Origin of the sequence: Streptomyces sp. SudanB52_2052 (assembly GCF_964272415.1) — a bacterium.
GTDB classification, from domain to species: domain Bacteria; phylum Actinomycetota; class Actinomycetes; order Streptomycetales; family Streptomycetaceae; genus Streptomyces; species Streptomyces olindensis.
In genome coordinates this window covers 1,559,779-1,578,460 of the sequence record NZ_OZ186796.1, presented here as the reverse complement: position 1 = coordinate 1,578,460, position 18,682 = coordinate 1,559,779, and the positions used below count along the sequence as shown (strand labels likewise).

The 18,682-nt window shown below is 71.0% G+C and carries 15 protein-coding genes and 1 pseudogene; 5 read left to right on the top strand and 11 right to left on the bottom strand.

Annotated elements, in window-relative coordinates:
* Nucleotides 1-142 precede the first annotated feature (142 nt).
* Both ACSUPV_RS06950 and ACSUPV_RS06945 read left to right on the top strand, forming a co-directional pair.
* Nucleotides 143-973, top strand: a pseudogene (locus ACSUPV_RS06950) (alpha/beta fold hydrolase).
* A 204-nt stretch (nt 974-1,177) separates the two neighbouring features.
* Nucleotides 1,178-5,068 (top strand): glycoside hydrolase family 2 TIM barrel-domain containing protein, encoded by a 3,891-nt coding sequence (locus ACSUPV_RS06945; protein ID WP_436947116.1) that lies wholly within the window; start codon nt 1,178-1,180, stop codon nt 5,066-5,068.
* A gap of 99 nt (nt 5,069-5,167) precedes the next feature.
* Here ACSUPV_RS06945 and ACSUPV_RS06940 read toward each other — a convergent pair whose 3' ends face one another.
* Nucleotides 5,168-5,530, bottom strand: a complete 363-nt coding sequence (locus ACSUPV_RS06940) for an ArsR/SmtB family transcription factor (protein ID WP_031118268.1) — start codon at nt 5,528-5,530, stop codon at nt 5,168-5,170.
* A 142-nt stretch (nt 5,531-5,672) separates the two neighbouring features.
* Here ACSUPV_RS06940 and ACSUPV_RS06935 point away from each other — a divergent pair, with 142 nt between their 5' ends.
* Together ACSUPV_RS06935 and ACSUPV_RS06930 are read left to right on the top strand one after the other, a co-directional pair.
* A complete protein-coding gene (locus tag ACSUPV_RS06935; protein WP_436949878.1) occupies nt 5,673-7,142 on the top strand; it encodes an AlkA N-terminal domain-containing protein in 1,470 nt (489 codons plus the stop codon).
* A 9-nt stretch (nt 7,143-7,151) separates the two neighbouring features.
* Nucleotides 7,152-7,637: a methylated-DNA--[protein]-cysteine S-methyltransferase gene (locus ACSUPV_RS06930; RefSeq protein ID WP_031118266.1), complete on the top strand. Its 486-nt coding sequence runs from the start codon at nt 7,152-7,154 to the stop codon at nt 7,635-7,637.
* 30 nt (nt 7,638-7,667) lie between these two features.
* Here ACSUPV_RS06930 and ACSUPV_RS06925 read toward each other — a convergent pair whose 3' ends face one another.
* The 4 genes from ACSUPV_RS06925 to ACSUPV_RS06910 all read right to left on the bottom strand — a co-directional run bounded on the left by ACSUPV_RS06925 (nt 7,668) and on the right by ACSUPV_RS06910 (nt 10,798).
* Nucleotides 7,668-8,393, bottom strand: a complete 726-nt coding sequence (locus ACSUPV_RS06925; RefSeq protein ID WP_031118265.1) for an SIR2 family NAD-dependent protein deacylase — start codon at nt 8,391-8,393, stop codon at nt 7,668-7,670.
* Nucleotides 8,394-8,466: 73 nt separating this feature from the next.
* On the bottom strand, nt 8,467-8,961 hold the full coding sequence (locus ACSUPV_RS06920) for an NUDIX domain-containing protein (protein ID WP_031118264.1): 495 nt from the start codon (nt 8,959-8,961) through the stop codon (nt 8,467-8,469).
* Nucleotides 8,962-8,989: 28 nt separating this feature from the next.
* Nucleotides 8,990-9,445: a hypothetical protein gene (locus ACSUPV_RS06915; RefSeq protein WP_037759743.1), complete on the bottom strand. Its 456-nt coding sequence runs from the start codon at nt 9,443-9,445 to the stop codon at nt 8,990-8,992.
* Nucleotides 9,446-9,727: 282 nt separating this feature from the next.
* Nucleotides 9,728-10,798, bottom strand: a complete 1,071-nt coding sequence (locus tag ACSUPV_RS06910; RefSeq protein ID WP_031118262.1) for an ADP-ribosylglycohydrolase family protein — start codon at nt 10,796-10,798, stop codon at nt 9,728-9,730.
* Nucleotides 10,799-11,072: 274 nt separating this feature from the next.
* On the opposite strand from ACSUPV_RS06910, the gene ACSUPV_RS06905 reads away from it, so the two are divergent.
* Nucleotides 11,073-12,191, top strand: coding sequence for a glycerate kinase (locus tag ACSUPV_RS06905; protein ID WP_436949877.1), 1,119 nt, complete (start codon nt 11,073-11,075; stop codon nt 12,189-12,191).
* An 80-nt stretch (nt 12,192-12,271) separates the two neighbouring features.
* Here ACSUPV_RS06905 and pssA read toward each other — a convergent pair whose 3' ends face one another.
* The 6 genes from pssA to ACSUPV_RS06875 form a co-directional block, all read right to left on the bottom strand.
* Entirely contained in the window at nt 12,272-13,054 is a 783-nt protein-coding gene (gene pssA / locus ACSUPV_RS06900; RefSeq protein ID WP_050810223.1) for a CDP-diacylglycerol--serine O-phosphatidyltransferase, read from the bottom strand.
* Nucleotides 13,055-13,112: 58 nt separating this feature from the next.
* Nucleotides 13,113-13,769, bottom strand: coding sequence for a phosphatidylserine decarboxylase (locus ACSUPV_RS06895; RefSeq protein WP_359789216.1), 657 nt, complete (start codon nt 13,767-13,769; stop codon nt 13,113-13,115).
* Nucleotides 13,770-13,939: 170 nt separating this feature from the next.
* Complete coding sequence (locus ACSUPV_RS06890) at nt 13,940-15,145, bottom strand: acyl-CoA dehydrogenase family protein (protein WP_031118258.1); 1,206 nt, start codon at nt 15,143-15,145, stop codon at nt 13,940-13,942.
* A gap of 2 nt (nt 15,146-15,147) precedes the next feature.
* The gene (locus ACSUPV_RS06885; protein ID WP_033309326.1) at nt 15,148-15,660 is read right to left on the bottom strand and encodes a MaoC family dehydratase; all 513 of its coding nucleotides are present in this window, start codon (nt 15,658-15,660) and stop codon (nt 15,148-15,150) included.
* 5 nt (nt 15,661-15,665) lie between these two features.
* Nucleotides 15,666-16,628, bottom strand: a complete 963-nt coding sequence (locus ACSUPV_RS06880; RefSeq protein WP_031118256.1) for an HpcH/HpaI aldolase/citrate lyase family protein — start codon at nt 16,626-16,628, stop codon at nt 15,666-15,668.
* Nucleotides 16,625-18,673: a protein meaA gene (locus ACSUPV_RS06875; protein WP_031118255.1), complete on the bottom strand. Its 2,049-nt coding sequence runs from the start codon at nt 18,671-18,673 to the stop codon at nt 16,625-16,627. The genes ACSUPV_RS06880 and ACSUPV_RS06875 overlap by 4 nt, the downstream gene beginning before the upstream one ends.
* Nucleotides 18,674-18,682: the final 9 nt, after the last annotated feature.

Genomic DNA, 18,682 nt, shown 5'->3' with positions numbered 1-18,682 from the left:
CCGCCAAGATCCGTTGCTCGGGCTGTCCGATGAGGTCACATTACGGTCGCAGGCGCGACACTGTCGCGCCGAAATGACAAAAAATCGCGGGTCCGTACACGGCACGATCGAGGGTCCGTACACACAGAGAGGGAGCGGCGTCTTGAGCGACTGGATTCTGCGGGAGAGCCTGGCCACCGCATCGGGGACCGTGCGCTGGGACCGGCTCGGGGACCCGGGCGGCGAGCCGGTCGTACTGCTGCACGGGACGCCGTTCTCGTCGTACGTGTGGCACGGGATCGCCCCCGCCCTCGCCGCCTCGGGACACCACGTGCACGTGTGGGACATGCCGGGCTACGGCGCCTCGGAGATGCACCGGGACCAGGACGTCTCGCTGGGCGCCCAGGGGCGCGTCTTCACCGAGCTGCTCGCGCACTGGGGGCTGCGGGAGCCGTCCGTCGTCGCGCACGACTTCGGCGGGTGCGTGGCGCTGCGGGCCCACCTGCTGCACGGGGCGCGCTACCGGCGGCTGGCACTGGTCGACCCGGTGGCCCTGGAGCCGTGGGGCTCCCCCTTCTTCCGGCTGGTCGGCGAGCACAGCCACGTCTTCGAGCAGCTGCCGGCCGCGCTGCACCAGGCCCTGGTGCGCGAGTACGTCGCGTCCGCCAGCCACACCGGTCTGCGCCCCGCCACGCTCGACGCGCTCGTCCGGCCCTGGACGGGGGAGCGGGGCCAGGCGGCCTTCTACCGCCAGATCGCGCAGGCCGACCAGCGCTACACCGACGACATCCAGCCGATGTACCCCACGATCGACCTGCCGGTCACGGTCTGCTGGGCCACCGAGGACACCTGGATCCCCTTCGCCAAGGGATAGGAACTGGCCGCCCTGATCCCGGGGGCGCGGCTGGTGCCGGTCCCGGAGGCCGGCCATCTCGTGCCGCTGGACGCGCCGGCCCGGCTGACGAGCGAGATCCTCGCCTTCCTCCGCGGCTGAACCATCAGGACCGCACAAAGTCCGACGGGATCATTGCTTCGGTTGTGTTCGAGTCCTAGGGTGTGCCTGCTCAGCAGTTGCTCCGTCACCGTCAGTTGACACGATTCCCAACAGAAACACCCACCAGGCGTGTGGAGTTGGGGAGCGCACCTGACGTGCCCTCAGTCCGTGCAGCACCCTGTCGAACCGAGGAAGGCCACGGTCATGCCGCACCCGCACCCCACTCCCGCCGACCGGCCCGTCGTCAGCCGTCGTCGTCTGCTCGAGGGCGGCGCCGCCGTGCTCGGCGCGCTCGCCCTGTCCGCGTCGCCCGCCGCGGCGCACGCGGCCGGCCGGCGCCCGGCGGCGGACGGCCCCCCGGAGTGGAACGACGGCCTGTCCGTGTACCGGGTGGGCACCGAGCCGCCGCACACGACGCTCATGCCGTACGCCGACCTCGGGCAGGCCCTCAAGGGCGACCGCACCCGCTCGCCGTTCCGGATGAGCCTCGACGGCACGTGGAGGTTCGCCTACGCGGACCGGCCCGACGACCGGGACCCCGACTTCCACCGCACCGACCTCGACGACTCCGGCTGGGACACCATCCCCGTGCCCTCCGCCTGGCAGTTGCAGGGCTACGACTTCCCGATCTACGTCAACATCACCTACCCCTGGTGGGGCCCCAACGGCGGCGGCGAGGACGCGCAGCCGCCGGCCGCCCCCACCCGCTACAACCCCGTCGGCCAGTACCGCCGTACCTTCACCGTGCCCCGCGACTGGACGGGCCGGCGCACCTTCCTGCACTTCGAGGGCGTGAAGTCCGCCCACTACGTGTGGATCAACGGCGAACTGGTGGGCTACCACGAGGACTCCTACACGTCCGCCGAGTACGACATCACCCGCCACCTCAAGCCGGGCACCAACCAGATCGCCGTCGAGGTGTACCGCTACTCCGACGCGGAGTGGCTGGAGGACCAGGACATGATCCGGCTGAGCGGCATCTTCCGCTCGGTCCACCTGTACTCCACGCCGAACGTGCACCTGCGCGACTTCAAGCTCGACACCCCGCTCGGCGACGGCTACACCTCCGCCGAGCTCAAGGTCACCGCGCACGTCCGCGACTACGGCGGCGGGGGCGCGGGCCGCTACACCGTCGAGACCCAGTTGTACGACGCGCGCGGCCACGCCGTCTGGTCGCGGCCCCTGAGCCGGCCCGTCGACGTCCCCGACGGCGACGAGGCCACGGCCCAGGCGTCCAGGGCCGTCCCGTCGCCGCGGCTCTGGTCCGCCGAGCACCCGAACCTCTACACGGCCGTGCTGCGGCTGCGCGACCCGGCCGGCAAGGTCATCGAGACTCTCTCGCACCGGGTCGGCTTCCGCGAGTTCGCGCTCAAGGACGGCCTGATGCGCATCAACGGCAAGCCGGTGTCCTTCCGCGGCACCAACCGGCACGAGATGCACCCCGTCACCGGCTCGGCGCTCACCCGCGCGCAGATGGTCGAGGACATCCGGATCATCAAGCGCCTCAACATCAACAGCGTCCGCACCTCGCACTACCCCAACAGCCCGCTGTGGCTCGAACTCGCCGACGAGTACGGCCTGTACCTCGTCGACGAGACCAACCTCGAAACGCACGGCATCCGCGACAAGTACCCCGGCAGCGGCCACCCGGAGTGGACCGAGGCGTGCGTGGTGCGCGCCCAGAACATGGTCCACCGCGACAAGAACCACGCCTCGGTGGTCATCTGGTCCCTCGGCAACGAGGCCGGCGGCGGCACCACGTTCAACGCCATGTACGACTGGATCCGCTCCTACGACCCCACCCGCGTCATCCAGTACGAGGGCGACGACCGGCCGGGCATCAGCGACATCCGCTCCGAGATGTACGACAGCCCGCAGCGGGTCGAGCAGCGCGCCAAGGACACGAGCGACACCCGCCCGTACGTGATGATCGAGTACTCGCACGGGATGGGGAACTCCAACGGCAACTTCAAGAAGTACTGGGACATCGTCCGCCGCTACGACGTCCTCCAGGGCGGCTGGATCTGGGACTTCGTCGACCAGTCCCTGAGCTGGCCCACCCCCACGCGCAAGCTGCTGACCGAGTCCGGCCCGGGCTCCCTGCGCGGCGAGATCATCGCGCCCGCCGGCACCTTCGACCGCGCCAAGGGCGTCTCCGGCGGCACCGTCTTCCCCCGCGACCCCCGCCTCGACCTCACCGGCTCCCTCACCCTGGAGGCCTGGGTCACCCCGCGCGTGACCGGTTACCACCAGCCCATCCTCGCCAAGGGCGACACCCAGTACGCCCTCAAGCAGACCAACCGGAACCTGGAGTTCTTCATCCACGGCGGCGGCCAGTGGGTCACCGCGAGCTGGGCGCTGCCCGACGACTGGACCGGCAAGGAGCACCACGTCGCCGGCGTATTCGACGCGGACGCGGGCACCCTCACCCTGTACGTCGACGGCCAGGTGCGCGGCACCCGTACCACCACCCGGCGCCCCGCCGACAACACCGCCTCCCTGGCGCTCGCCACCGACGTCGACAACCCCACCCGGGAGTTCAGCGGCACCATCCGCCGGGCCCGCGTCTACGCCCGCGCGCTCAGCGCGGCGGAACTGGCCTCCGACAGCCGCGGCCCGGACGACGAGGGCGTGCGGTTCTGGTTCGACGCCGCCACGGTCGGCTTCTCCGAGAAGCGCCCTCGCGACAGGACGTTCCACGCCTACGGCGGCGACTGGGGCGACAACCCCAACGACGGCGCCTTCGCCGGGGACGGCATCGTCCTGCCCGACCGCAGGCTCACCGGCAAGTCCGCCGAGGTCAAGCAGATCTACCAGGCGATCAACGCCGCCCCGGCCTCCGGAGGTCCCGGCGCCGTCCGGCTCACCAACGAGTACCTCTTCACCGACCTCCGTGAGTTCGACGGCCGGTGGTCTCTCGTAGCCGACGGCAAGGTCGTCCAGCGCGGCCGGCTGACCCGCGAGCAGTTGAACGTCGCACCGCTGACCAGCAAGGACATCGACATCCCGGTCCGGCTGCCGGCGAAGCCCGCGCCCGGCACGGAGTTCTTCCTGCAGCTCTCCTTCACCACCAGGGAATCCACCCCGTGGGCCCGGGCGGGATTCGAGGTGGCCAAGCAGCAGCTCGCCCTGGACGCGGGCGCCCCGGCCGTGAAGCCGTCACCGCTCGGCAGCGTGCCCGCCCTGCGCCACACCGACGACGCCAGGACCGTCACGGTCAAGGGCAAGGGCTTCTCCGTCACCGTCGACAAGAGCAGCGGCACCATCACCTCGTACGAGGCGGCCGGCACGCGCCTCATCAGCTCCGGGCCCGTCCCCAACTTCTGGCGGGCGCCCACCGACAACGACCGGGGCAACGGTCACCACATCCGCAACCAGATCTGGCGCGACGCCGGGGCGAAGCGGAAGGTCGCGGACGTACGGGTGCGCCCGCTGAGCGACCGGGCCGTCGAGATCACCATCACGGGCACGCTGCCCACCGGCACCGAGTCCACGTTCGGCACGACCTACACGGTCTTCGGCAACGGCGAGATCAGGGTCGACAACACCCTGCACCCGGGCGCGGCGAACCTGCCGTACATCCCCGAGGTCGGCACCCTGCTGTTCCTGCCGCGCCGCCTGGACCGGCTGCACTACTACGGCCGCGGCCCCGAGGAGAACATGTGGGACCGCAACAACGCCACCGACGTGGGCCTGTACTCCGGCAGCGTCTCCGACCAGTGGACCCCCTACCTGAGGCCCCAGGAGAACGGCAACAAGACCGACGTCCGCTGGGCCGCGCTGACGGACTCCGCCGGACGCGGACTGCTCGTCTCCGGTGAGCCGCTGCTGGAGGTCAACGCCTCGCACTTCACCCCCGAGGACCTGTCGGTCGGCGCCCGCCACGACTACCAGCTCACCCCCCGGGACGCGGTGGTCCTGCGGGTCAACCACCGGCAGACGGGCGTCGGCGGCGACGACAGCTGGGGCGCGCACCCGCACGACGAGTTCAAGCTGTTCGCGAACCGCGACTACGCGTACACCTACCGGCTGCGCCCCCTGACGGACGTGGCCGACGCGATGGCGCTCTCACGCCGCCCGACAGCGACGGAGTAGGCGGAGCGGACCAGGAAAACGGCCGGGGAGCGGGTACTGCTCCCCGGCCGTGCGCCGTGTGCCGCGCGGGCGGCCCGCAGGGCGGAAGCCGGGGCCGTCTCACTCCGCGGTGTCACTGATGCCCAGGCGCAGGTGCTCCACGTGGTACACCGCCTGGTCGAGCAGCTCGGCCACATGGTGGTCGTGCAGCGCGTACACGACCGACCGGCCGCGCCGCTCGCCCACCACCAGGCCCAGGTTCCGCAGCAGCCGCAGCTGGTGCGAGCAGGCCGACTGCTCCATGCCCACCTCGGCGGCCAGCTCCGTGGCCGGCAGCGGGCCTTCCCGCAGCCGCGCCAGGATCAGCAGCCGGGAGGGGGTGGACAGGGCCTGGAGCGTGGTGGCGACCTTCGCGACGTTGTCCGCGTCCAGGCGTACGCGCTCGGCGGCGTCCGGTGCGGGGATGACGGCTCCATGACCCATGACGCCATCGTACCGGCCCCGCACGAACACATGAATGAATCGTCATCTGTGCCTGCGGGAGGTGCTGCGCGCTCAGGTCGATGTCGGATTCTCGCCAGACCCCGGCCCGCCGGTGCCCGATGCTGGACGCATGCAGATGGGGATGCACACCGACACCGAGCGCTGCGTGCGCGCGGTCCAGTCCAAGGACGCGCGGTTCGACGGATGGTTCTTCACGGCCGTCCTGACCACCCGCATCTACTGCCGGCCCAGTTGCCCGGTGGTGCCGCCCAAGCCGGAGAACATGGTCTTCCACCCGAGCGCGGCGGCCTGCCAGCAGGCCGGGTTCCGGGCGTGCAAGCGCTGCCGCCCCGACACCAGCCCCGGCTCCCCGGAGTGGAACCAGCGCGCCGACCTCGTGGCCCGCGCCATGCGGCTGATCGCCGACGGCGTCGTGGACCGCGAGGGCGTACCCGGCCTCGCCGGCCGGCTCGGATACAGCACCCGGCAGATCGAACGCCAGCTCCTCGCCGAGCTGGGCGCGGGCCCCCTCGCGCTCGCCCGTGCGCAGCGCGCCCAGACGGCCCGCCTGCTCATCGAGACCACGGCCCTGCCGATGGCGCGGATCGCCTTCGCCGCCGGCTTCGCCTCGATCCGCACCTTCAACGACACGGTCCGCGAGGTCTTCGCCCTGTCCCCGAGCGAGCTGCGGGCCCGGGCGCCGAAGGAGCGCACCGGCGCCACCGCGGGCGCGCTGACGCTGCGCCTGCCCTTCCGCACGCCCCTCAACCCGGACAACCTCTTCGGCCACCTCGCCGCGACCGCCGTACCCGGCGTGGAGGAGTGGCGCGACGGCGCCTACCGGCGCACCCTCCGGCTGCCCTACGGCCACGGCATCGCGGCCCTCACCCCGAACCCCGACCACATCGCCTGCCGCCTCACCCTCAGCGACCCGCGCGACCTGACCGTCGCCATCAGCCGCTGCCGCCGCATGCTCGACCTGGACGCGGACCCGGTCGCCATCGACGACCAGCTGCGCACCGACCCGGTCCTCGCCCCCCTGGTCGACAAGGCACCGGGGCGACGCGTGCCGCGCACGGTCGACGAGGCGGAGTTCGCCGTCCGGGCCGTGCTCGGCCAGCAGGTCTCCACCGCCGCCGCCCGCACCCACGCGGCCCGCCTGGTCACCGCGCACGGTGACCCGGTCGACGACCCCGAGGGCGGCCTCACCCACCTGTTCCCCTCCCCCGAGGCACTCGCCGAGGTGGACCCGGAGGCGCTGGCCATGCCCCGCACCCGCCGCGCCACCCTCACCACCCTGGTCGGCCGGCTCGCCGACGGCTCCCTCCGTTTGGGAGTGGAGAGCGACTGGCCGGAAGCCCGCGCCCAGCTCCTCGCCCTCCCCGGCTTCGGCCCCTGGACGGCCGACGTGATCGCCATGCGCGCCCTCGGTGACCCCGACGCCTTCCTCCCCACCGACCTCGGCATCCGCCGCGCCGCCCGGGACCTGGGCCTGCCGTCGACCCCGGCCGCGCTCACCGCCCGCGCGGCGGCCTGGCGCCCCTGGCGGGCGTACGCCGTCCAGTACCTCTGGGCGACCGACGGCCACCCCATCAACTTCCTTCCGGCATAGGGACGTTCCATGAAGCAGCACACCGTCACCGACAGTCCGTACGGCCCGCTGACCCTCGTCGCCGACGACGGCGTCCTGTGCGGCCTCTACATGACCGAGCAGCGCCACCGCCCGCCGGAGGAGACCTTCGGCCCGCGCGACGACACCCTCTTCGCGGAGGCGGAGGAACAGCTGCGGGCCTACTTCGCCGGCGAGCTCAAGGAGTTCACCCTCGAACTGCGCCTGACCGGCACCCCGTTCCAGCGCACCGTCTGGGACGAACTGCGCCGCATCCCGTACGGCGAGACCCGCACCTACGGCGAACTCGCCGAGGCCCTCGGCACCCCCACCGCCTCCCGCGCGGTCGGCCTCGCCAACGGCCGCAACCCCGTCGGCATCATCGTCCCCTGCCACCGCGTCATCGGCGCGAACGGCAGCCTGACCGGCTACGGCGGCGGCCTGGACCGCAAGCGGCGCCTGCTGGACTTCGAACGGGGCGCCGCACTCTTCGCGTGACCGACGTCCCGGCACAGCCGGGGCCGGCCCCTAGGCGGCGAGGCCGCGCAGCAGCTCCGGCAGGGCCGTGCCGATCGGCTCGCGGACGATCTCGTCGGCACGGTCGTCGTACGGCGTCGGCTCGGCGTTGACGATGATCAGGCGGGCGCCGTGGTCGGCGGCGACACCGGCGAGGCCGGCGGCGGGCTGTACCTGGAGGCTCGTGCCGACGGCGACGAACACCTCGCAGGCCTTGCTGATGGCGGCCGCCTCGCCGAGGACGACGGGGTCGAGCCGCTCGCCGAACATCACCGTCGCCGACTTCAGGATCCCGCCGCACTCCAGGCACGGCGGGTCGTCCTCACCGGCCTCGACCCGCGCCAGCGCGTCCTCCATGGAGCCGCGCGCGTGGCAGCCGGTGCACACGACACTCCGCGCCGTGCCGTGCAGTTCGAGCACCTTGCGCTCGGGCATCCCGGCGAGCTGGTGCAGCCCGTCCACGTTCTGCGTGATCACCCGCACGGGCACCCCGGACCGCTCCAGCTCGGCCACCGCCCGGTGCGCGGCGTTGGGCTCCGCCTGGAGGGTCCGGTTCTGGCGCCGCATCCGCCAGGAGCGGCGGCGGATGTCCGGGTCGCCCATGTAGTACTCGTACGTGACGAGCTTCTCGGCCTCGGGATCCCGCCGCCAGAGCCCGTTCGGCCCGCGATAGTCCGGGATCCCGGAGTCCGTGCTGATACCGGCACCGGTGAGAAGCGCGACGAGTGGCCTGGTCATGCCACCGAGCGTAGGCCGGGCCGCACCGGGGCGGCGAGCGGATATCGAACGGCGGCGGCCCGGGCGGGGCCGGTCAGGCCACCCGGTGGCCGTTCTCCAGCTCCGCCGGGCCCGAGCCGTCCGCCAGCACGTCCAGCCCGGTCAGCACCCGGCGGCCGAGGGCGCCCGGGAGGTACTCGGCCAGGTCCTCGCGCGGGACCAGCCGCCACGACAGCAACTCCTCCTCCTGGAGCCGGATCGCCTTGAGGTCGTCCTCGCCGAGCACCCCGCCGTCGTACAGGTACGCCACGAGCGGCGGACGGCCGGTGCCGTGCACCCAGTCGACCGCCAGCAGCCGGCCGAGCTCACGGTCCAGGCCGATCTCCTCGGCCGTCTCGCGCCGCGCGCCCTGCCGCGGTGTCTCGCCGTCGTCGGACTCGACGGTGCCGCCCGGCAGCGCCCAGCCCTCCCGGTAGTTGGGTTCGACGAGCAGGACACGGCCCTCGCCGTCCCGGAACAGCGCGGCGGCACCGGCCAGGACGCGGGGCAGGGAGGCGATGTAGGCGGCGTAGTCAGGAGAGGTGGTCATCGCAGCAGGGTAGCCACCGGCTCCCGCCTCAGCCGCACGGGAAGACGTAGCTGGACTTGTAGTTGATGTAGAGGCTGCTGGAGGACGAGCCCATCTTCGCGGTCACCGGGGCGCAGGCGAAGCTGGAGACGTACACCGGACCCGCGTACTCGCTGAAGTTGCCCGAGTCGGGGTCGCAGGCCGTGCCGCCCACCTTGCAGACCTGCACGTACATGTACTGCGCCCGGCCGACGTTGTTGTCGAGGATGACGCAGCCCTTGCCGCCGTTCTCGTAGGAGAACAGCGTGGCCAGACGCTCGCTGGGCTCGGTGCCGAGGGGCAGCGGGATCGCCTTGCGCAGCGTGTAGCCGCTGCCGCACACGTTGGCCGCGGCCGCCGTGACCGTGGGCTGCTCGGCGGCGACGGCCTGCGGCGCGGTGAGGACGGCGCCGGCCAGGACGGTCGCGGAGGCGGCGGCACGCAGGGCGGTTCTGAGACGAGACATACGAGCACGCGCTTTCTGTTGGGGGGCAGAGAGGAAGCGAGTCGGTGACCGGAAATGATCGGCTGGCCCGACGGCCTGATCACTTTAGGTTTGGGTTTGATCTCGTTGGCCGGCTCGCGTGGAAGTGGCCGGAATCAACCCGGATGAAAGCGCTTCCAAGCGGAATGACCTGCGGGCTCGACGGCGACGGGCCGGTCCTCAGCCGACGGACGGCAGGCGGGGTTCAACCGGAAGACCGGACGGACCGCCCCGAGCGTCCCGTGAATGGCCGGTTCGCGCCGGTCAGGCCGCGGACTCCGCCAGCCGCACCGTCCGCTCCGCCAACTCGCTGATCCGCACCCCGTCGAAGCCGAACACCGCGCTGCGGACCGTGTCCTCCAGCGGCGCCTTCCACTGGTCGGGGATGCCCGCCACTCCGCCGAACACCCCCGCGACGGAACCCGCCGTCGCGCCGTTGGAGTCGGTGTCCAGGCCGCCGCGGACGGTCAGGGTGATGGTCCGGGTGAAGTCGCCGTCGCCGTAGAGCAGGCCGGCGGTGAGCACGGCCGCGTTCGGGACGGTGTGGATCCAGCTCATCCCGACGGTCTCCTCGGCGACCGTGGTGAGCGTGTCCTCCCAGGACATCCCGGTGTCGTGCAGGGAGGCCACCCGCCGTACCGTGCGGGCCAGGCGGCTGCTCGCCGGGATCACGGCGAGGGCCTCGTCGACGGCGTGCCGCACGGTGGGCGCCGTGAACGCCGCCGCGATCAGCGCCGCCGCCCACATCGCCCCGTAGACCCCGTTGCCGGTGTGCGACAGCACCGCGTCCCGCCGGGCCAGCGAGGCGGCCCGGCGCGGCACGCCGGGGCAGGTCCAGCCGTAGATGTCGGCCCTGATCAGCGCCCCGATCCATTCCTGGTACGGGTTGTCGTAGGTCGCCGTCAGCGGCGGCCTGAGCCCGTTGGCGAGGTTGCGGTACGCGGCGCGCTCGGCGGTGAACGTCTGGAGGTAGGGCAGCCGCAGCAGCCACAGGTCGCCGACCTGCTCGGTGCTGAAGCCGAAGCCGTACGTCTCCAGCAGGTCCAGGCCGAGGATCGCGTAGTCGATGTCGTCGTCACGGCAGCTGCCGTGGATGCGACCGCGGACGCACTCGCGCCATTCGGGGCGCAGGGCGATTTCGAGGTCGCCGGTGGGCTCGGGCAGGTAGTCGGTCAGGGGGAGGGCGGCGGCCTGCCTGAGGAAGCGGTCGATGCGCTCGCGCGTCCAGAGCTCGCCCTGCTCGACCGGTTTGCCCAGCATGTTTCCCGCGATGCGGCCCGTCCAGCCGCCGAGGATGCGGTTGGCCGGCGCCGTCTCGTTGTCGACGAGGGTCATGCATGCCGTCTACCCGTTTCCCGCAGGGTGCCCGAGGCGGTGGGGCCGCGGGTCGTTGCGCGGGTGCAGGTGCGCGGTGGTTTCTCGCGGGGTTCCCCGCGCCCCTGAGGGCGAGGACCCTCAGGTCCATGGGATGGGCACGGGCTGACGGCCGGGGTCTCCTCCGGTTAAGGTCGCTGCGGCGCGACTGGCCTTGACGTGCGTGAGGGCCCGGAGAGCAAGGGGAGTGCAAGTGGCGGACGCTGCAGTGAGCGATGCCCGGAGGACGCAGCGGGTGCTCGTCGCCGCGGACAAGTTCAAGGGGTCGCTGACGGCCGTGGAGGTCGCCGAGCGGGTGACGGCCGGGCTGCGCCGGGTCGTGCCCGACCTGGAGGTCGAGGCGCTGCCCGTGGCCGACGGCGGCGACGGGACGGTGGCCGCGGCGGTCGCGGCCGGGTTCGAGCGCCGGGAGGCGCGGGTCGCCGGCCCCCTCGGCGACGAGGTGACGGCGGCGTTCGCGCTGCGCGACGGCACCGCGGTCGTGGAGATGGCCGAGGCGAGCGGACTCCAGCGGCTGCCCGCCGGGGTCTTCGCACCGCTCACGGCGTCCACGTACGGCAGCGGCGAGCTGCTGCGGGCCGCCCTGGACGCGGGTGCCCGCACGATCGTCTTCGGGGTCGGCGGCAGCGCCACCACGGACGGCGGCGCCGGGATGCTGTCGGCGCTGGGCGCCCGGTTCCTGGACGCGGACGGTGAGCCGGTGCCCCCGGGCGGCGGCGGTCTCGCCGAGCTGGCGACCGCGGACCTGTCGGGACTCGACCCACGTCTCACCGAGATCCAATTCATCCTCGCGAGCGACGTGGACAACCCCCTGACCGGCCCGAAGGGCGCACCCGCGGTCTACGGCCCGCAGAAGGGCGCCTCCCCGGACGACGTGACGGCCCTGGACGCCGCCCTGGCGCACTTCGCGGAGGTGCTTCAGGGCCCGGCCGGCCCTAGGGCCGCCGAGTACGCGGCCGCCCCGGGCGCGGGCGCCGCCGGCGGCATCGGCTACGGCGCCCTGCTCCTGGGCGCGGATTTCCGCCCGGGCATCGAGGTCATGCTCGACGTCCTGGGCTTCGCTCCCGCCCTGGACCGTGCCGACCTGGTGATCACCGGGGAGGGCTCCCTCGACGAGCAGACCCTCCATGGCAAGGCCCCGGCCGGGGTCGCCGCCGCGGCCCGTGCCGCCGGCAAGGACGTCGTCGCGGTCTGCGGCCGCCTCGCCCTGCCCCCGGGGGCCCTGGGCCGGGCGGGGATCCGCCGGGCCTACCCCCTGACGGACGCGGAGCCGGACGTCGCGAAGTGCATCGCGGAGGCGGGCCCGATCCTGGAACGCGTGGCGGAGCGCATCGCCCAGGACTTCCTGACCTGAGCCGGGCGGTCCCGCGGCCGCCGACACGACGAAGGCCCCGAGCCAATGGCTCGGGGCCTTCGTCGTCGTACGCGAACACGTTACGGAAGCTGCGCCGCCCGCGCCTCCCGCCGGTTGTCACGGAAGTTGTTCACCCGCCGGGCCGTCGCGAACAGCGGGATCACCGCCCCCATGACCAGCTGCAGCGCGCAGCCCGTCTGGAGCAGCAGCTGTCCGCTCGGCGCGTCGAACGCCCACGCCGCGAGCAGCCCCATGCTGAGCACGATCCACGAGAGCATCGCCACAGCGAGTCGACCGCGGGGTTTGGGGTATTCCACACGGGACACCATGAGCCATGCCGTCCCCAGGATCGCCAGCAGCGTCGCCACGAAGGGCAGCTCCAGCAGCACGATGGACACCACCGTCAGCGCGCCGAACGGCGACGGCATGCCCTGGAAGGTGCCGTCCTTGACCGTGACGCAGGAGAACCGCGCAAGCCGGAGCACCACCGCCAGCAGGACGACGATCGCCCCGACCGCCGCCACCCGCTGGTGGGCGTCGTCCGCGACCATGCCGTACACGAGCACGAAGTACGCCGGCGCCAGGCCGAAGCTGATCAGGTCGGAGAGGTTGTCCAGCTCGGCGCCCATGGGGGAGGAGCGCAGCTTGCGCGCCACCAGGCCGTCGAACAGGTCGAAGACCGCCGCGCAGAGCATCAGGATGACCGCCGTGGCCGCGCTGTGGCGGGCCATGCCGGTCTCCTGGCTGCCCGTGAGGTGCGGGATCAGGATGCCGGTGGTGGTGAAGTACACCGCCATGAAGCCGCACGTGGCGTTGCCGAGCGTCAGGGTGTCCGCTATCGACAGGCGCAGAGAGAGGGGCATCTCCTCCTCTTCGTCGACCTCGTCGGCGTCCGGGACCCAGCCGGCCTTGGTGTCAGGATCAATCACGGTCAATGCGAGTCACCCCAGCCACGGTCTTCTGTCCCACCTCGACCGCGACCTCCACGCCCTCGGGCAGGTAGAGGTCGACCCGCGAGCCGAAGCGGATCAGGCCGATCCGCTCGCCCTGCTCGACCTTGGTGCCCTGGGGCAGGTAGGGAACGATGCGGCGGGCGACCGCGCCGGCGATCTGGATCATCTCGATGTCGCCGAGCTCGGTGTCGAAGTGCCAGACGACGCGCTCGTTGTTCTCGCTCTCCTTGTTGAAGGCGGGAACGAAGCCACCGGGGACGTGCTCGACCGACGTCACCGTGCCGGCCAGCGGGGCGCGGTTGACGTGGACGTTGAGCGGGCTCATGAAGATCGCGACGCGGGTGCGGCCGTCCTTCCACGGCATGATGCTCTGCACCACACCGTCGGCGGGCGAGATGACCCGGCCCGGGGCGATCTCGCGCTCGGGGTCGCGGAAGAACCACAGCATTCCCGCCGCGAGCGCGGTGGCGGGAACGGCGACGGCCTTGGCGGCGCCGGAGCGGCGGGCCCGGGCCAGGCTGAGGGCTGCGGTGGCGACGGTCGGAAGGAGCCACGGCGATGCTCCGCGCGCGAGGCGTACGCCGGCCCGGCTGTCGCGAGGTGCAGAGGTTTGGCTGTGGGGCATGGATGACCTTCGTAGCGGATGATGCCGCACTCTGACGGGGGACGGCGGCTTTCCGGCGATCGTAGCGGCTCGGGGCCCTAACTGGGTAAGCCAGGCAGCCGAGTCGGCGGCCGAAGAGTGCTGACGGGGTGTGATCTTCTTCTCCAAGAAAACACCCCGTATCCGGACATCTAGCCCTGGAACCGATACTCTTCGAGCAGCCGCCTGCCGATGATCATTTTCTGGATCTCGGCGGTACCTTCACCGATGAGCAGCATCGGCGCCTCACGGTAGAGGCGTTCGATCTCGTACTCCTTGGAGAAGCCGTAGCCGCCGTGGATCCGGAAGGCGTCCTCGACGACCTCCTTGCAGTACTCGGAGGCGAGGTACTTCGCCATCCCAGCCTCGAGGTCGTTTCGCTCCCCGGAGTCCTTTTTGCGAGCTGCGTTCACCATCATCGCATGGGCGGCCTCGACCTTGGTAGCCATCTCGGCCAGCTTGAACTGGATCGCCTGGTGCTGGGCGATCGGCTTCCCGAAGGTGTGACGCTGCTGCGCGTACTGGACACCCAGTTCGAACGCACGCTGAGCGACGCCGCAGCCACGCGCCGCCACGTTCACGCGGCCCACCTCGACACCGTCCATCATCTGGTAGAAACCACGGCCGGTGACCCCGCCGAGCACGCGATCCGCAGGAATCCGCAGGTCATCCATGATGAGTTCGGTGGTGTCGACCCCCTTGTACCCCATCTTGTCGATCTTGCCGGGGATGGTGAGGCCGGGCCGGACCTCACCGAAGCCGGGCTCTTTCTCGACGAGGAAGGTCGTCATCGACTTGTGGGGCGCGGTGCCCTCGGGGTGACCTTCGTCACTTCGGACCAGAACGGCCACCAGAGAGGACGTTCCGCCGTTCGTGAGCCACATCTTCTGGCCGTTCAGGACGTACTCGTCGCCGTCCTTCACCGCCTTCGACGTGATCGCCGAGACGTCCGAGCCGAGGCCCGGCTCCGACATCGAGAAGGCGCCCCGGATGTCACCGGCCGCCATCCTCGGCAGGAAGTGGTCCTTCTGCTCCTGCGTGCCGTGCTGCTTGAGCATGTACGCCACGATGAAGTGGGTGTTGATGATGCCGGACACCGACATCCACCCGCGCGCGATCTCCTCGACGCACAGGGCGTAGGTCAGGAGCGACTCGCCCAGACCCCCGTACTCCTCGGGGATCATCAGGCCGAACAGGCCCAACTCCTTCAGCCCGTCGACGATCGCTTGCGGGTACTCGTCGCGGTGCTCCAGCTCCGTGGCGACCGGAATGATCTCCTTGTCCACGAAGTCCCGGACGGTGGACAGGATCTCCTGCTGGACGTCCGTCAGACCGGCGGTCTGGGCGAGTCGCGCCATGACTACTTCTCCTGCTCTCGCAGCTCCGGGCGGCCGGGCTGCTCGCCGCCGCGCTCCTTGATGTACGTCTCGGTCGGCACCATCACCTTGCGGCGGAACACGCAGACCAGCGTGCCGTCCTGCTTGTAGCCCTTGGTCTCGACGTGCACGATGCCGCGGTCGTTCTTCGACTTCGAGGGCCACTTGTCGAGCACGGTCGTCTGGCCGTAGATCGTGTCGCCGTGGAAGGTCGGCGCCACGTGCTTCAGCGACTCGATCTCCAGGTTGGCGATCGCCTTGCCGGAGATGTCCGGCACGGACATGCCGAGCAGGAGGGAGTAGATGTAGTTGCCCACGACGACGTTCTTGCCGAAGTCGGTCGTCTTCTCCGCATAGTTCGTGTCCATGTGGAGCGGGTGGTGGTTCATGGTGAGGAGACAGAACAGGTGGTCGTCGTACTCCGTGACCGTCTTGCCCGGCCAGTGCTTGTACGTCGCCCCGACCTCGAACTCCTCGTAGGTGCGTCCGAACTGCATGGCCGTCACGCCTCCGGGATCTCGAACGTGCTGGTGCGCCGCATGCCGGCGGCGCGTCCCTTGCCCGCGATGACCAGGGCCATCTTGCGGCTGGCCTCGTCGATCATCTCGTCGCCGAGCATCGCCGAGCCCTTCTTGCCGCCCGCCTCGGACGTGTAGTACTCGTACGCGTCCAGGATCAGCTCGGCGTGGTCGTAGTCCTCCTGCGACGGCGAGAAGATCTCGTTGGACGCCTCGACCTGGCCCGGGTGCAGCACCCACTTGCCGTCGAAGCCGAGGGCGGCGGCGCGCTGCGCGACCTCGCGGTAGCCCTCCACGTTGCGGATCTGCAGGTAGGGGCCGTCGATCGCCTGGAGGTTGTTGGCGCGGGCGGCCATCAGGATCTTCATCAGGATGTAGTGGTAGGCGTCCGCCGGGTAGCCGGGCGGCTGCTCGCCCACGACCAGCGACTTCATGTTGATGGAGGCCATGAAGTCGGCCGGGCCGAAGATGATGGTCTCCACGCGCTGGGAGGCCTGCGCGATCTCGTTGACGTTGTTCAGGCCCTGCGCGTTCTCGATCTGCGCCTCGATGCCGATCTTGCCGACCTCGAAGCCCATGGTCTTCTCGATCTGCGTCAGCAGCAGGTCGAGGGCGACGATCTGCTGGGCGTCCTGCACCTTCGGCAGCATGATGCAGTCGAGGTTCTGGCCGGCGCCCTCGACGACCGTGACGACGTCGCGGTACGTCCACTCGGTCGTCCAGTCGTTGACCCGGACCACGCGCGTCTTGCCCGTCCAGTCGCCCTCATTGAGGAACTTGACGATGGTGTGTCGCGCCTCGGGCTTGGCCAGCGGGGCGCAGGCGTCCTCCAGGTCGAGGAAGACCTGGTCCGCCGGGAGGCCCTGGGCCTTCTCCAGGAAGCGCGGGTTCGAGCCCGGTACCGCCAGGCAGGAACGCCGGGGGCGAAGGCGGTTGACCGTGGTCATGCGGGGACCTCCAGGGGGTCGAGCTGGTTCGCTTTCCGGATCTCGTCGACGATGCGGCCGATGATTCCGGTGATGTCGAAGTCCTTCGGGGTGAAGACCGCGGCCACTCCGGCTGCCCTGAGCTGCTCGGCATCACCGTTCGGGATGATGCCACCGGCGATCACCGGTATATCTGTGGCACCGGCCACACGGAGCCGTTCGAGGACGTCCGGCACCAGCTGGGCGTGTGAGCCGGACAGGATGGACAGGCCGACCGCGTGCACGTCCTCCGCGAGGGCGGCGTCCACGATCTGCTCGGGCGTCAGCCGGATGCCCTGGTAGACCACCTCGAACCCGGCGTCCCGGGCGCGCACCGCGATCTGCTCGGCGCCGTTGGAGTGCCCGTCGAGCCCCGGCTTGCCGACCAGGAAGCGCAGCTTGCCCACGCCCAGGTCCTTGGCCGTCAGGTCCACCTTGCGGCGCACCAGGGCCAGCGTGCTCCCCTCCTCGACCGGCACGGCCACCGGCGCCGAGGAGACGCCCGTGGGCGCCCGGAACTCACCGAACACCTCGCGCAGGGCCCCGGCCCACTCGCCGGTCGTCGCGCCGGCGCGGGCGCACTCCAGGGTGGCCTCCATGAGGTTCTCCGTGCCGCGGGCCGCCTCCTTCAGCCGCTCCAGGGCCTTGCAGGGCCGTGGGTGGTTGAAGGGCGGCTGGTAGCGGCTGTCGCGCCACCGCTGGAGCGCCTCGATGACCCGGGCCTCGACCTCCGGGTCCACCGTCTGGATCGCGGTGTCGAGGTCTGCGGTGAGCGGGTTCGGTTCGGTGCCCTCGAAGATGTTGACGCCGACGATCTTCTCCTGGCCGGACTCGATCCGGCCCCGGCGCTCGGCGTGCGAGGCCACCAGCTGCGACTTGAGGTAGCCGGACTCGACGGCCGCCATCGCGCCGCCCATCTCCTCGATGCGGTCCATCTCGGCGAGCGCCGCCTCGACCAGACCCGAGACCTTCTCCTCGATCACCTTCGAGCCCTCGAAGATGTCCTCGTACTCCAGCAGGTCGCTCTCGTACGCCAGCACCTGCTGGATGCGCAGCGACCACTGCTGGTCCCAGGGGCGGGGCAGGCCGAGGGCCTCGTTCCAGGCGGGCAGCTGCACGGCACGCGCGCGGGCGTCCTTGGAGAGGGTGACGGCCAGCATCTCCAGCACGATGCGCTGGACGTTGTTCTCCGGCTGCGCCTCCGTCAGGCCCAGGGAGTTGACCTGGACTCCGTAGCGGAAGCGGCGGTGCTTGGGGTTCTCGATGCCGTACCGCTCGCGGGTGACCTTGTCCCAGATGCGGCCGAAGGCGCGCATCTTGCACATCTCCTCGATGAAGCGGACGCCCGCGTTCACGAAGAACGAGATCCGGCCGACGACATCGCCCATGCGCTCCTGCGGCACCTGGCCGGAGTCGCGCACGGCGTCGAGCACGGCGATCGCGGTGGACATCGCGTACGCGATCTCCTGGACCGGCGTGGCGCCCGCCTCCTGCAGGTGGTAGCTGCAGATGTTGATCGGGTTCCACTTCGGGATGTGGGAGACCGTGTACGCGATCATGTCCGTCGTCAGGCGGAGGGACGGCCCCGGGGGAAAGACGTGCGTCCCCCGGGACAGGTACTCCTTGACGATGTCGTTCTGGGTCGTGCCCTGGAGCTTGGTGATGTCGGCACCCTGCTCCTCGGCGACGACCTGGTAGAGCGCCAGCAGCCACATGGCCGTGGCGTTGATGGTCATCGAGGTGTTCATCTGCTCCAGGGGGATGTCCTGGAACAGCCGGCGCATGTCACCGACGTGCGCGATCGGCACGCCGACCCGGCCCACCTCGCCGCGGGCGAGGATGTGGTCGGAGTCGTAGCCGGTCTGCGTCGGCAGGTCGAACGCCACCGACAGACCCGTCTGGCCCTTGGCGAGGTTGCGCCGGTACAGCTCGTTGGACGCCTCGGCCGTGGAGTGACCGGCGTAGGTGCGCATGAGCCACGGCCGGTCCTTCTCCCTCTTGCCCTCGGCGGGCTGACGCTCAGTCATGCAGCGCTC

Coding starts and splice junctions, on each gene's coding strand:
- ACSUPV_RS06945 (WP_436947116.1), top strand. CDS start 1,178: ATGCCGCACCCGCACCCCACTCCCGCCGACCGGCCCGTCGTCAGCCGT.
- ACSUPV_RS06940 (WP_031118268.1), bottom strand. CDS start 5,530: ATGGGTCATGGAGCCGTCATCCCCGCACCGGACGCCGCCGAGCGCGTA.
- ACSUPV_RS06935 (WP_436949878.1), top strand. CDS start 5,673: ATGCACACCGACACCGAGCGCTGCGTGCGCGCGGTCCAGTCCAAGGAC.
- ACSUPV_RS06930 (WP_031118266.1), top strand. CDS start 7,152: ATGAAGCAGCACACCGTCACCGACAGTCCGTACGGCCCGCTGACCCTC.
- ACSUPV_RS06925 (WP_031118265.1), bottom strand. CDS start 8,393: ATGACCAGGCCACTCGTCGCGCTTCTCACCGGTGCCGGTATCAGCACG.
- ACSUPV_RS06920 (WP_031118264.1), bottom strand. CDS start 8,961: ATGACCACCTCTCCTGACTACGCCGCCTACATCGCCTCCCTGCCCCGC.
- ACSUPV_RS06915 (WP_037759743.1), bottom strand. CDS start 9,445: ATGTCTCGTCTCAGAACCGCCCTGCGTGCCGCCGCCTCCGCGACCGTC.
- ACSUPV_RS06910 (WP_031118262.1), bottom strand. CDS start 10,798: ATGACCCTCGTCGACAACGAGACGGCGCCGGCCAACCGCATCCTCGGC.
- pssA (WP_050810223.1), bottom strand. CDS start 13,054: ATGCCCCTCTCTCTGCGCCTGTCGATAGCGGACACCCTGACGCTCGGC.
- ACSUPV_RS06895 (WP_359789216.1), bottom strand. CDS start 13,769: ATGCCCCACAGCCAAACCTCTGCACCTCGCGACAGCCGGGCCGGCGTA.
- ACSUPV_RS06890 (WP_031118258.1), bottom strand. CDS start 15,145: ATGGCGCGACTCGCCCAGACCGCCGGTCTGACGGACGTCCAGCAGGAG.
- ACSUPV_RS06885 (WP_033309326.1), bottom strand. CDS start 15,660: ATGCAGTTCGGACGCACCTACGAGGAGTTCGAGGTCGGGGCGACGTAC.
- ACSUPV_RS06880 (WP_031118256.1), bottom strand. CDS start 16,628: ATGACCACGGTCAACCGCCTTCGCCCCCGGCGTTCCTGCCTGGCGGTA.
- ACSUPV_RS06875 (WP_031118255.1), bottom strand. CDS start 18,673: ATGACTGAGCGTCAGCCCGCCGAGGGCAAGAGGGAGAAGGACCGGCCG.